The sequence below is a fragment of the Kribbella caucasensis genome (assembly GCF_004361855.1).
Lineage (GTDB): Bacteria > Actinomycetota > Actinomycetes > Propionibacteriales > Kribbellaceae > Kribbella > Kribbella caucasensis.
In genome coordinates, this window is record NZ_SNWQ01000003.1 from 82,184 (window position 1) to 95,026 (window position 12,843).

At 68.8% G+C, this 12,843-nt stretch carries 13 protein-coding genes; 8 read left to right on the forward strand and 5 right to left on the reverse strand.

Features of this window, described 5'->3' with window-relative positions:
* Positions 1 to 42 precede the first annotated feature (42 nt).
* Genes EV643_RS07765 through EV643_RS07795 form a run of 7 tightly spaced genes read left to right on the forward strand, consistent with a single transcriptional unit; the run spans position 43 to position 6,846 of the window.
* On the forward strand, positions 43 to 1,875 hold the full coding sequence (locus tag EV643_RS07765; protein WP_238165431.1) for an ABC transporter substrate-binding protein: 1,833 nt from the start codon (positions 43 to 45) through the stop codon (positions 1,873 to 1,875).
* Positions 1,872 to 2,912: an ABC transporter permease gene (locus EV643_RS07770; RefSeq protein ID WP_202869442.1), complete on the forward strand. Its 1,041-nt coding sequence runs from the start codon at positions 1,872 to 1,874 to the stop codon at positions 2,910 to 2,912. The genes EV643_RS07765 and EV643_RS07770 overlap by 4 nt, the downstream gene beginning before the upstream one ends.
* Entirely contained in the window at positions 2,909 to 3,790 is an 882-nt protein-coding gene (locus tag EV643_RS07775; protein ID WP_133799311.1) for an ABC transporter permease, read from the forward strand. The genes EV643_RS07770 and EV643_RS07775 overlap by 4 nt, the downstream gene beginning before the upstream one ends.
* Positions 3,787 to 4,743, forward strand: a complete 957-nt coding sequence (locus EV643_RS07780) for an ABC transporter ATP-binding protein (protein ID WP_133799312.1) — start codon at positions 3,787 to 3,789, stop codon at positions 4,741 to 4,743. The genes EV643_RS07775 and EV643_RS07780 overlap by 4 nt, the downstream gene beginning before the upstream one ends.
* Entirely contained in the window at positions 4,744 to 5,697 is a 954-nt protein-coding gene (locus EV643_RS07785; protein ID WP_133799313.1) for an ABC transporter ATP-binding protein, read from the forward strand. It begins immediately after the preceding gene.
* A 22-nt stretch (positions 5,698 to 5,719) separates the two neighbouring features.
* Positions 5,720 to 6,052 carry an ArsR/SmtB family transcription factor gene (locus tag EV643_RS07790; protein ID WP_133799314.1) on the forward strand — a complete coding sequence of 111 codons (333 nt, stop codon included), beginning with the start codon at positions 5,720 to 5,722 and terminating at the stop codon, positions 6,050 to 6,052.
* The gene (locus tag EV643_RS07795) at positions 6,049 to 6,846 is read left to right on the forward strand and encodes a VOC family protein (RefSeq protein WP_133799315.1); all 798 of its coding nucleotides are present in this window, start codon (positions 6,049 to 6,051) and stop codon (positions 6,844 to 6,846) included. The genes EV643_RS07790 and EV643_RS07795 overlap by 4 nt, the downstream gene beginning before the upstream one ends.
* Here the strand turns inward: EV643_RS07795 and EV643_RS07800 are convergent.
* The 5 genes from EV643_RS07800 to EV643_RS07820 are packed head-to-tail and all read right to left on the reverse strand — an operon-like array spanning position 6,843 to position 11,908.
* Positions 6,843 to 8,135: a DUF58 domain-containing protein gene (locus EV643_RS07800; RefSeq protein WP_133799316.1), complete on the reverse strand. Its 1,293-nt coding sequence runs from the start codon at positions 8,133 to 8,135 to the stop codon at positions 6,843 to 6,845. The genes EV643_RS07795 and EV643_RS07800 overlap by 4 nt on opposite strands.
* Positions 8,135 to 9,112, reverse strand: coding sequence for an AAA family ATPase (locus tag EV643_RS07805; protein ID WP_133799317.1), 978 nt, complete (start codon positions 9,110 to 9,112; stop codon positions 8,135 to 8,137). Before EV643_RS07805 ends, EV643_RS07800 begins: the two co-directional genes overlap by 1 nt.
* Positions 9,109 to 10,251 (reverse strand): DUF4350 domain-containing protein, encoded by a 1,143-nt coding sequence (locus tag EV643_RS07810; protein WP_133799318.1) that lies wholly within the window; start codon positions 10,249 to 10,251, stop codon positions 9,109 to 9,111. Before EV643_RS07810 ends, EV643_RS07805 begins: the two co-directional genes overlap by 4 nt.
* Positions 10,248 to 10,886, reverse strand: coding sequence for a DUF4129 domain-containing protein (locus tag EV643_RS07815; protein WP_133799319.1), 639 nt, complete (start codon positions 10,884 to 10,886; stop codon positions 10,248 to 10,250). Before EV643_RS07815 ends, EV643_RS07810 begins: the two co-directional genes overlap by 4 nt.
* Entirely contained in the window at positions 10,883 to 11,908 is a 1,026-nt protein-coding gene (locus EV643_RS07820) for a hypothetical protein (RefSeq protein WP_133799320.1), read from the reverse strand. The genes EV643_RS07815 and EV643_RS07820 overlap by 4 nt, the downstream gene beginning before the upstream one ends.
* Before the next feature lie 249 nt (positions 11,909 to 12,157).
* On the opposite strand from EV643_RS07820, the gene mtrA reads away from it, so the two are divergent.
* Positions 12,158 to 12,835, forward strand: a complete 678-nt coding sequence (gene mtrA / locus EV643_RS07825) for an MtrAB system response regulator MtrA (protein ID WP_026163715.1) — start codon at positions 12,158 to 12,160, stop codon at positions 12,833 to 12,835.
* The last annotated feature ends 8 nt before the right edge of the window (positions 12,836 to 12,843 follow it).

Consider the following 12,843-nt stretch of genomic DNA (forward strand, 5'->3'; position numbering starts at 1 on the left):
AAACACAGCTCTCCAGACCTGGGGCGGAAGGTGCGTGGGGCGATGAGGCGTGGACTAGTGGGGCAGGCGCTCGCGGGACTGGCGGCGTTCGGGATGCTGGCGGCGGGCGGTGTCGTGGGCGGTGCGCTGCCGGCGGCCCAGGCGGCCGACCCGGCGACGAAGGTGATTCGGGTCGGGACGACCCAGGCGGTGGACTCGATGAACCCGTTCCTCGCGGTGCGGCTCGTCACCGGGTCGATCCACCGGTGGATGTACGGCTTCCTGACCGTGCCGGACTCCAAGACCCTGCAACCGAGTGCGGACCTGGCCGAGTCGTGGACCACGTCACCCGACGGCCTGACCTGGACCTTCAAGATCCGCGCGGCGAAGTGGTCCGACGGTCAGCCGATCACCGCCGCGGACGCCGCCTGGACGTTCACCAAGATCATGACCGACGACGGCGCCAAGACCGGCAACGGTCCCGCGGTGGAGAACTTCGCCAGTGTCACCGCGAACGGCCAGGACCTGACCATCAAGCTGAAGACCCCGCAGGCGTCGATGCTGGACAACCCGGTGCCGATCCTGCCCAAGCACGTCTGGGAGAAGGTCGGCGACATCGCGAAGTACGAGGCCGACGCCTACCCCGCGGTGACCAGCGGCCCGTACGTCGCGGTGGAGCACAAGAAGGACCAGTACGTGAAGCTCCAGGCGAACCCGAACTACTGGCGCGGCCGGCCCAAGATCGACGAACTGCAGGTGATCTTCTACGACAACCCGGCGGCCGCGATCGTCGGTCTGAAGAAGGGCGACATCGACCTGATCGGCCGGCTCTCCCCGCCGGACTTCGAGGCGTTGAAGGGTGACGAGAACATCGTCCAGTGGAACACCCAGGGCCGCCGGGCGACGTACCTGCAGATCAACCACGGCGCGACGACCAGCGACGACAAGCCGATCGGCGACGGGCATCCGGCGTTGAAGGACCAGCGGGTCCGGCAGGCGCTGCACTACGCGATCGACAAGCAGAAGCTGGTCGACGAGGTGCAGAACGGCCTCGCGGTACCGGCCGACGGGTCGATCGTTCCGCCGATGTACAAGGACTTCTTCTGGCAGGCCGATGGTGATCAGAAGGTCTCGTACGACGTGGCCCGGGCGAACAAGATCCTCGACGACGCGGGGTACAAGAAGGGCGCCGACGGGATCCGGATCATGCCGGACGGATCGCGCAAGCTGCAGTTCCGGTTCAGCATCCACACCGACACCCCGATCGAGGACAAGCTCGCCGAGTACCTGACCGGCTGGCTCAAAGAACTCGGTATCACGCTGACCACGAAGCGGCTCGACTCCAGCAAGTTCACCGAGGAGACCGGGACGACGGCGCTGTTCGACATCGCGATCAGCGGCTGGTCGGTGAACCCGGATCCGGAGGAGGTGCTCGCCACGCACCTGTGCAGCCGGCGGCCGACCGCATCGGGTGAGGGCGGTGGGACCGAGTCGTTCTACTGCGACCCGCAGTACGAGCAGCTGTACCTGCAGCAGCTGAAGGAGCTCGACCGGTCCAAGCGGGCCGACCTCATCAAGCAGATGGAGCAGCGGCTGTACACCGACGCCCCGGTGATCGCGCTGTACTACCCGAACGACCTCGAGGGGTACCGCAAGGACCGGATCGCCAGCATCACGCCGATCCCGGAGGAGAAGGGCCTGCTGTACGGCGGGAGCGGGTACTGGCCGTTCTACACGATCGAGGCCGTCAGTGCTGACGGTGCGGACGGCTCGGCCGAGGACGGCGGCTCGAACACCGGCGTGATCGTCGGCGTCGCGGCCGGTGTCGTGGTCCTCGCGGCCGCCGGGTTCTTCGTCGCCCGCCGTCGCAAGGGTGTCGCGGACGAGCGCGAATGACGGTTGCGCAGTCGGCGACCAAGGCGATCGACGCGGTCGAGGAGCGGCCGGCCCGGCACGGCCTGGTCCGGTACGCCGCGGCCAAGGCCGGCGGGGCGTTGCTCAGTATCGCGATGGTGATCGTGGCGACGTTCTTCCTGTTCCGGTTGCTGCCGGGCGACCCGGTCCGGGCGCTCGCGCAGGGCCGGAACATGACGCCCGAGCAGCTCGACCTGGAACGCCGCCGGCTCGGGCTGGACAGGTCGCTGCCCGAGCAGTTCGTCCATTTCGTCAACCAGACGGTGCAGTTCGACCTGGGCACCTCCTACGAGTACAAGCGTCCGGTGCTCGACCTGATCGGTGAACGCATCGGCTCCACCTTGCTGCTCACCGGTACGGCGCTGGTGATGGCGGTCAGCCTCGGGATCTGGCAGGGCGCCCGGGCAGGGTGGAAACCGGGCAGCCGATTCGACCGGTTCTCCACCGCGATCTCACTGGTGTTGTGGTCGGTACCGACGTTCTGGCTGGGTCTGCTGCTGTTGATGGTGTTCGCGGCCGGTATCGGGCCGATCCCCGGGCTCTTCCCGACGCGTGGGATCGAGAGCGTGGACGCACCTGACGGATTCGCGTACGTCCTCGATGTGGCGAAGCACATGGTGTTGCCGTGCCTGACGATGGTGGCGGTCGTGTACGCGCAGTACCTGCTGGTGATGCGGTCGTCGGTGCTCGACGAGGTCGGGCAGGACTACGTGACGACCGCGCGGGCGAAGGGTTTGCGCGATGACGAGATCCGCCGCAAGCACGCAGTACCGAACGCGCTGCTGCCGACCGTGACGTTGGTGTTTATGCGGATCGGGTTCATCGTCGGCGGGGCCGTCACGGTCGAGGCGATCTTCAGCTGGCCGGGGCTCGGGCAGTTGTTCTACGAGGCGATCCGGGTACCGGACTTCACCCTGATGCAGGGGACGTTCCTGCTGATCACGGTGTCGGTGATCCTGATGAACACGCTCGCCGACGTGGTCTATCACGTGCTCGACCCGAGGGTGCGGTCCGCATGAGCATCACGTGGACGCGGCGGCAGCGGGCGCTCCGGCGGTTCTGGGCGGACTTCCGTACCCATCGGGCCGGCGTGGTCGGGCTTGCGATCCTCGTGGTCGCCGTGGTGCTCGCGTTGGCGGCGCCGTTGTTCATCGACGAGGGCGTGACGAACGTCGTACGGGGAACGGGGGAGAAGCTGGCGCCGCCGAGTCTGGACGATCCGTTGGGGACGGACGAGTCCGGGCGGTCGGTGCTGTTGCTGATCTGGTGGGGTTCGCGGACCTCGCTGCTGATCGGATTCCTCGCGGCCCTGTTGAGCATGGTGATCGGCACCGTCCTGGGGATCGCGGCCGGGCACTTCCGCGGCTGGATCGGCGCGGTCATCATGCGCATCACCGACTGGTTCCTGGTGCTGCCGTCCCTGGTCACGGCGTTGGTGCTGGCGGCGATCCTCGGCGGCAGCACGGCCACGATCGTGATCGCGATCGGCGTCACCTCGTGGCCGTCGACGGCTCGGTTGATCCGGGCGCAAACCCTTGCCGTGGAAGCCCGTCCGTACATCGAGCGGTCCACCGCACTCGGCGCCGGCCACTGGCACATCACCACCCGGCACGTCCTGCCGAACGTCGCACCGTTGCTATTGGCAAGTACGACGCTGGAGGTGGCGAGCGCGATCGTCACCGAGTCGACGCTCGCGTTCCTCGGGGTGAGCGCGAACAAGACGTCGTGGGGGACGATGCTGCGTGGTTCGTACGACTGGGGCGCGGCGACGTCGGGAGCCTGGTGGTACATCCTGCTGCCCGGTCTGTGCATCGTGATCGTCGTGCTGGCGTTCACGTTGTGCGGTCGCGCGCTGGAGACCGTGCTCAACCCGCGACTCCGGGGAGCGACCCGATGAGCCTGCTCGAATTGGACGACGTGTCCGTCACCTACAAGCTTGCGGGCGGCGAGTTGCCCGCGGTACGAGGTGTCTCGCTGAGCCTTGAGGCCGGGGAAGCTGTTGGTGTGGTGGGGGAATCCGGCTCCGGCAAGTCGACGCTGGCGATGGCGTTGCTCCGGCTGCTGCCGCGTGACGCCCGGATCTCCGGCCGGATCCTGCTCGACGGCGAAGACGTGCTCGCGATGAGCTGGGGCCGGCTCCGCGCGGTCCGCTGGGCGCAGGCGTCGATCGTCTTCCAGGGTGCGCAGCACGGCCTCAACCCGGTGCATCGGATCGGCGACCAGATCGCCGAACCGCTGCTGATCCACAAACTCGCGAGTCCGGACCAGGCCCGCCGCCGGGTCGCCGAGCTCCTCGACCAGGTCGGCCTGCCCGGCTGGCGGGCGAAGAGTTATCCGCACGAACTGAGTGGTGGCCAGCGGCAACGAGTGATGATCGCGATGGCGCTCGCCTGCGAACCACGGCTGATCGTCGCCGACGAACCGACCACCGCACTCGACGTGATGGTACAGGCGCAGGTCCTCACCCTGATACGCGAGCTGATCGCCACCGACGACATCTCGTTGCTGATGATCTCGCACGACCTCTCGGTGCTGGCCGACCTGTGCGATCGGCTGGCCGTGATGTACGCCGGCCGCGTGGTCGAGACCGGTCCCGCGGACGGCACGTTCACCCATCCGTACAGTCGTGCGCTGGCGGCCGCGTTCCCGACCATCGGCGACCTCTCCTCACGGCTGGCGCCGAAAGGACTCGGTGGCGATCCACCGGATCCGCTTCAGCTCCCGTCGGGTTGTGCCTTCCACCCGCGGTGTCCGGTCGCGTTGGACACGTGCTCGACCGTGTCGATCGAGTTGCGCCCAGCCGGCGAGCGTCGTACGGCGGCTTGTGTCCTGGCTGGGGAGGCGGTTTAGGTGCTGGAGGCAAACAACTTGGCGGTCGAGTTCGCCGGTCGGGGACGGCGTGCGCGGGCGGTCGATGGGGTCAACCTTTCCGTCGGCGCGGGTGAGATCGTTGCCCTGGTCGGCGAATCCGGCTGCGGCAAGACCACTCTCGCCCGTACCTTGCTCGGCCTCGAACGCCCCACCTCCGGCGAGGTCCGGTACGACGGGTCGGCGCTGAGCCATCGCGGCCGGGCGCTGAAGGCCTACCGTCGGCAGGTCCAGCTGATTCTGCAGGATCCGATGGGCTCGCTCAATCCACGACAGACCGTCTACGAAGCAGTTGCCGAGGGCCCCCGGATCCACGGGCTGCCGGACGAGGAACAGGTGGTCGCCGAGGCGCTGTCCCGCGCCGGCCTCCGCCCGCCTGAGCGGTTCTTCCTGCGGTACCCCCACGAACTCTCCGGTGGCCAACGCCAACGCGTCGTCATCGCCGGCGCCCTCGCCCTCAACCCGAAGGTCCTGATCGCCGACGAACCCGTCGCCTCCCTCGACGCCTCGGTCCGCGGCGAGATCCTCGCCCTCCTGCTCCGCCTCCGCAACGAACTCGGCCTGTCCGCCCTGGTCGTCACCCACGACCTGGGCCTGGCCTGGAACATCGCCGACCGCGTCGCAGTCATGTACCTCGGCCGCATCGTCGAATCCGGACCGGTCGAACAGATCCTCACCGCACCCCAACACCCTTACACACAAGCGCTCCTCTCGGTCCTCCCCGAATCCCCGGACCGCATCGTCCTCACCGGCGAACCACCCGACCCGACCCGAATCCCCACCGGCTGCCGCTTCCACCCCCGCTGCCAACTCCTCGCCTCCGGCAAGGCCGCAGCCGCCGGCATCGACACCGCCTGCCACTCCGAACCCCTCCCCATCCTCTCCTCGGCAGCAGACCCTCAGACCGCCTGCCACTTGACCCTTGTAGATAGTTAACCGATGGTGTAACTATTGCGCCATGGTGAACGAAGTCGATCGGTTCTTCGAGGTGCTGGCCGATCCGACCCGGCGGCAGGTGGTGGAGTTGCTGGGGGAGGGGCCGCGGCGGGCCGGGCAGCTGGCTGAGGCGACCGGGGCATCGGCGCCGGCGATGAGCCGGCATCTGCGGATTCTGTTGTCGGCCGGGCTGGTCGCCGACGAGCGGGTGCCGGACGACGCGCGGGTGCGGGTCTTCCGGTTGCGGCCGGAGCCCGTGGTCGCCGTACAGGCCTGGCTCGACCAGGTCCAGGCGCACTGGCAGGAACAGTTGGGCTCGTTCAAGAAGCACGTCGAGCGGAGGAAACCAGAGTGACTGAGCAATCCGCGTCAGCAGCTGTCGAGGTCGCCGCCGATCCGGCGACGGCGTTCAAGATCTTCACCGACGAGATCGATCTGTGGTGGGTCCGCGGGCCGATCAACTTCTGGGACTCCGGCCGGGCGGTGGCGAGGCGGATCGAGTCCGGGGTCGGTGGCCGGATCCTCGAGGTCTACAGCGGTGAAGACGCACTCGTCCTCGGCCGGATCACCGAGTGGCAGCCCGGCGAGTTGCTGGCCTATCGCAGCGAGGTGGACGATACCGAGATCCGGGTCAGCTTCGAGCCGTCCGACGGTGGCACCCGCGTCACCGTCGTACAGTCCCTGGTCTCCGGTGGCGAGACGGCGTTCTACTACTGGCGGAACGTGATCCACTGGCTCCCCGCCTGGGTCGCCCGGCGGGACGAGGCTCCCCGCACACCGCGCGAACTCGACCGGCTCAGCATCGCCTTGTACTACGAGGATCCGGCGGCCGCGGCTCGCTGGTTGCATACGACGTACGGGCTGGAGTCGTGGGACAAGATCCCGGCCGAAGGGGAGAAGCCGTCGTGGATCGAGTTGCACGTCGGGTCGGCGGCCATCCTGCTGTTCGAGGCGAAGCAGCCGCCGTCCGGTGACGACCACGGGATCTGGGTCTACGTCGACGATCTGGACGCGCACTTCGCCCGGAGTCAGGCGCAGGGAGCCAGGATCGTCTCCGAGATCCACCAGCACGGGTACCGCTGCTACGAGACCGACGACCTCGAAGGCCATCGCTGGACGTTCGTCCAGGCCCGGCCGACGATGATCTAGAGCCTGCCGGCCTTCTTCAATGCCAGGTAGGTGTCGGCGAGGGCCGGCGCGATGTGGTCGGGGTTCTCGTCGACCACGGTGACGCCGGCCCGGCTGAGGATGGCGGTGACGCGTTCGCGGTCCAGCCGGGAGCGGGCCGCCGACGCGGCGCCGTACACCTCGATCAGGTCGGCCTTGGCGGACTCCATCTCCGCGAGCCTGGGATCGGCGACCGACGCCAGGACTACGACGTGCCTCCGAAGGAGCGGACCGATCACCGGCAGCATGGATTCCTCGATCACCGCCGGCTCCAGGCCGGTCAGCAGCACCACCAACGAGCGCTGCCGGAGTCGTTCGAGCACCTGCGACACGACCACCCGGAAGTCGGTCTGCACCAACTCCGCATCGACGTTCGCCAGCGCGTTCACGAACGACGGCAACACGTCCTCCGGAGCAGGCCGGCGTACATCGGCCCGGACCGCGGAATCGCAAGCCAGCAAGGAAACCCGGTCACCGGCCCGGGTGGCCAACGCGGCGAGCAGCAACGCGGCGTCCATCGCGTGGTCGAGTCGCGGCGCGTCGCCGACCCGGCCCGCGGACATTCGGCCGGAGTCGATCACGATGGCGACCTGCCGATCCCGTTCGGGCCGCCAGGTCCGCAGTACGACGCTGCTCCGGCGGGCCGTGGCACGCCAGTCGATCGACCGTACGTCGTCACCGGGAACGTAGTCGCGCAACGAGTCGAACTCCGTGCCCTGACCCCTGACCAGCAAGGCGGTCCGGCCGTCCAGTTCGCGCAGCCGGGCGAGCCGCGACGGCAGGTGCTTGCGGCTGTTGAACGGCGGCAGCGCCCGTACGGTCCACGGCACCCGATGAGACCCCTGCCGCCCGGCGAACCCCAGCGGTCCGATCGACCGGATGGTGACCCGGTACGCCTGCCGGTCACCCCGGCGAGTCGGGATCAGCCGGGTCACGAGCCGACGCCGTTCGCCAGTGGGCAGGTCGAGCTTGTGCGGCGGATCCTGTACGCCGGCAGACGGCGGCCACGCGTCCCGGAGCAGCCCACGGACCCTGCGACCCGGGTTCGCCACCAGCATCGTGACCACGGCCTGTTCGCCGAGCCGGACCGCGTTGTCGCCTTCCCGGCTGAGCTGGAGCCGTCGGGGCGAACCCGCGAGCAACAGGTCGAGCAGACAAACCAGCAGCACCACAGCGACCACCAGTCCGATGCCCGACCAACTGGGCATCACCAGTGCGACGAACAGGACTCCCAAGCCGGCCAGTACGCCGGCTCGGCCGGTGACGACCATCAGCGTGGTACTGGGACCGTGGCGAGCACGCTCTCCAGTACTGCGTCCGCGGTGACCCCTTCCAGCTCCGCTTCCGGCCGGATCTGCACCCGATGCCGAAGGCAAGGACGTGCCATCGCTTTCACGTCGTCCGGGATCACGTAGTCCCGCCCGGACAACCAGGCCCACGCCCGGGCCACCGCGAGCAAGGCGGTCGCACCGCGTGGCGACACCCCGAGCTGCAACGACGGCGACTGCCTGGTCGCGCGGCACAGGTCGACCACGTACGCCAGGACGTCCTCGCGCACCGCGACCCGTCGCACGGCGGTCTGTCCGGCGAGCAGGTCCTCCGGCCCGGCGACCGGACGCAGACCCGCGGCCTCCAGATCGCGCGGGTCGAACCCCTGCGCGTGCCGGGCCAGTACTGCGATCTCGGCGTCGCGCGGGGGAATGTCCAGCGTCACCTTGAGCAGGAACCGGTCCAACTGGGCCTCGGGCAACGGATACGTGCCCTCGTACTCGATCGGGTTCTGCGTGGCGGCGACCACGAACGGCACGGGCAGCTTGCGTGGTTCGCCGTCGACCGTGACCTGGCGTTCCTCCATCGCCTCGAGCAACGCGGCCTGGGTCTTCGGCGGGGTCCGGTTGATCTCGTCCGCGAGCAGGATGTTGGTGAACACCGGTCCCCGGCGGAACTCGAACTCACTGGTCTTCGCGTCGTACACCAGCGACCCGGTGACGTCACCCGGCATCAGGTCCGGGGTGAACTGCACCCGCTTGGTTTCCAGCCGCATCGCCATCGACAGCGCCCGCACCATCAGCGTCTTGGCCGTCCCCGGCACGCCTTCGAGCAGCACGTGGCCCCTGCAGAGGAGGGCGAGCACCAGGGCGGTGACGGCAGTGTCCTGGCCGACGACGGCCTTGCCGATCTCGGTCCGCAGCTCGATCAACGCCTGCCGCGCCCGCTCGGGTGTCACCTCGGCGGTAGTGGTGGTCACGGGTGTTCAGCCTCCTGGATGAGCAGGTCGAGCTCGTAGGACAAGGACATCAGGCCGGCGTCGTCCAAGGGCGGATAGCCGTACAGGAGTTCGTACAGCATCGCCGGGTCGCGGCCGGTCCGGGCGGCGACGGTCGTGACCACCGCGGTCGGTTCAGCGCGCCGGGGGATTCCGTGCAACTTGTGCAGCTTGCCGAGGGTCGACTCGCGCAGCGCAGCCGCGGCCCGGTCCCTGGCCCGCGACCGCCGGTACAGCCGCGCCCGGCCCTCGGTCGTCTCGGCGGCGTGCACGATCACCGGCAGCGGCTCCGGTACGACGGGACCGAGCCGGCGACCCCGCCACAACGCCACCACGAACACGGCGAACGCCAGCGCCCATGCGATGTACCGCACGGACGGCGGCACGACGGGCTGCTCCTCGCCACCGTCCTCCTCGTACGCCGAGGATTCGTACTGCGGCAGGTACCAGACCACTTCGGTGTGCGTGCCGATCAGGTTGAGCGCGAGCGACGCGTTGCCGTTCTCCGCTAGTTGGGCGTTGGTGAACGTCCTCGCCGAACCGATCACGTCGACGATCCGGTCACCGGTCTCGACGCGAACCACCGTGTGGTTGATGCCGTCGCCGTAGCAGGTCTGTGCGGACGGCGGCGCGGAGTACGACGAACCGCCGACGGTCACCGTCCCTGCCTTGACCGCCGCGGGCAGCTCGCAGTCCGGCTCGCGGGAATCGATGGACAGGGTGTCGCTGGCGTCCTCGATGCCGGGGGCAAGTTCCTCCAGGGCCCGGTCGCTCGGCCGGATCAGGACCAGGTGGCTCCAGCCGGCGTTGGCGATCCGGCTCCAGTCGTACCGGCTCAGCGAACCAGTGGGCGCGATCAGCAGCGTCCGGTCCTGCCCACCGGCCACTGCGTCGTCGAGGTCCTCCGTGCCCGTCACCTGGACGCCGTGGTCCTCCAGCAGAGCCGCGAGCGCCCGGGCGCCATTCGGCTCGGCGGAGTCGGGGCTGAAGGGACCGGACGTGCGGGCGGCCGTCGCGATCATCACCGCGATCACGCCGAGCACGATCACCCCGGTGATGAGCAGCGGCGTCCGGAGCACGTGCCAGCTCTCCACGGCGCTCCGCCCGACCGGAGTGCTCATCCGCGCACCAACGCCCGCGTGGAGACCCGGCGAGCCGCCTCGTCAGCCGCGAACACCGTGGCGTACCGCTCCGGCGTGCCCGGACGGTTGCCGTAGACAACCTCGGTGAACACGTCAGCGGCGGGCTGCAGCGTCTCCCGCAACTCCGGTACTACGCGCGCTGCGTCCGCCGCCGCCTCGTACGCCGTCCGGCCGGCCCGTTCATCCAGCACAGTGCGCTCGGTGAGCTCGGCAATGCAGGCACGGAACCGGCTTCGCACCGCGGCTGCGTAGTCTCCGGCAGTGGCCTCCTGCTCGGCCTGGGCCCTGTACTGCGCAGCGGTGCGCGGCTTGTCTGTGTCGAAGACGGTTTGGGCGGCCGAAGTACGAGTGGTTCGCAGGACACCGGCCCGCCAGAGCACCACGATCACGACCAGAACGATCAGTCCGATCAGCATCAACAACCCGGCGTCGCCGTCACTCGTCGGGCTGACCAGACCGTCCAGCAGGTCCGAGATCCACTCCAGGACCTTCAGGATCGCCCGGGAGATCAACGAGTCGCCGGCCTGGTCGTAGACCGGCTTGGACAACTCGCGAGCGGCCTCGGCGGCCGCGTCGTCCCGGGAGATGTCCACCGGCGGTTCGAGCGGAATCACCAGTTCGGTCCAATCTGCTGGGTCGGTCCGAGAGCGGGACGCATCCACAGGTCCAGGCCCTCCCGGCGGACCCGCAGGTCCAGGTAGATCAACGCCTGCACAGCGGACATGAAGGCCAGGCTGGCGATCAGCGTCATCACGGTCGCGATCCCGGCCGCGGCGCCCACGATGACGGCGATGATCACCGCCCCTTCGCTGTCACTGCCGTCGGCCCAGGCACCCAGCGTGAGCACGAGGGTGGTGATGCCGAACTGCAAGGCGTAGCTGACGACGTTCACCACCAGACCGCCGAACAGCAGGATGCCGAAGACCCGCCAGAACCGGCCCTTCACCAGTGTCCAAGATCGCCTCAGCGCACCCCAGATCCCCACCCGGGCAGGGATGTAGAGCCCGATGTCCGGTGCGTTCTTGCCTTCCAGCAGGATCACCGTGCCGGCCAGCACCAACCGGATCCCGAAGATCACCACCAGTAATCCGCCGCCCAGCATCAGCACCAGCGCGACCGCTCCGGCCGCATCGGACGAGATCGCCGCATCCGTCCCGGAGCCGATCCCGAACACGGTGAGCAACCAGCCCGCGATCAGGACGATGAACGACAGGGACTGCAACAGTCCCACCGCAGCCAGTGACGGCAGCGTCGGCCGGACCAGCCGGAGCAGCTCTCGCGGACCGATCCGGTGGGCCAGCTGACTGCGGATCGCGGCCAGCGCGATGATCCCGGCCAGCATGCTCGACACGACCGCGAACAGCACCAGCTGTACGCCGTACGTGAGCAGCAGTGCGGCCCCTGCCTGTCCGAACGGGTCGTCAGCGTTGAAGAAACCAGGGATCCCGCCTGGCACGGCCACCTGGGTCAGACCGGCCTGTACCGCGGCCAGCGCGAGGCCGGCGAGCACCGGCAGGCCCAGCATGATCGTCTTGTTCTCGGAGATCGTCCGCGCCGCGTTGTCGAGCAGGTCGGCGGGCAGCCACGGGCGCAGCGGCTCGCCACCGCTCTCCCGGACCCCAAGGTCGTCCCGCACGCCCCGCCTCCCGTCCTCCACCGCTCACCGGGGTTGTCCCCGGCCACGACTGTGCACCATGATCACCCCCCGGACGGTGCACAGGCCGCGAATCGGGCACATACCGTGATTCAGCCGTACGCGCTCGGCGATCCGGCGTGTGCATTACACCGGAAATGGGACACTATCCGTAGTGCGTACGGCAGCGGACGCCGGGCGCACCAGATCCAGATCGGCAAGGAGCAGGGCGTGGCAGAAGGTAACCGGACGATGCGAGGGCGCGTCCTCATCGTCGACGACGACACCGCGCTGTCGGAGATGCTCAGTATCGTGCTGCGCAACGAGGGCTACGACACCTACCTGGTCGCCACCGGCGACAAGGCGGTGCCGGCCTTCCGCGAGTTCAAGCCCGATCTGCTGCTGCTCGACCTGATGCTGCCCGGGATGGACGGGATCGACGTCTGCCGGGCGATCCGGGCCGAGTCCGGGGTGCCGATCGTGATGCTGACCGCCAAGAGCGACACCGTCGACGTGGTGCTCGGGCTGGAGTCCGGCGCCGACGACTACGTGGTGAAGCCGTTCAAGCCCAAGGAGCTGGTGGCCCGGATCCGGGCCCGGCTGCGCCGGATGGACGAGCCCGGGCCGGAGTCGCTGACCATCGGCGACCTGACCATCGACGTGGCCGGGCACTCGGTCAAGCGCAGCGGCGAGACCATCCAGCTCACCCCGCTGGAGTTCGACCTGCTGGTCTGCCTGGCCTCCAAGCCGTGGCAGGTGTTCACCCGTGAGGTCCTGCTGGAGCAGGTCTGGGGCTACCGGCACGCCGCCGACACCCGGCTGGTGAACGTGCACGTCCAGCGGCTGCGGTCCAAGATCGAGAAGGACCCCGAGCACCCGGAGATCGTCGTCACGGTTCGCGGGGTCGGGTACAAGGCGGGTGCGGACTGATCGAGTAC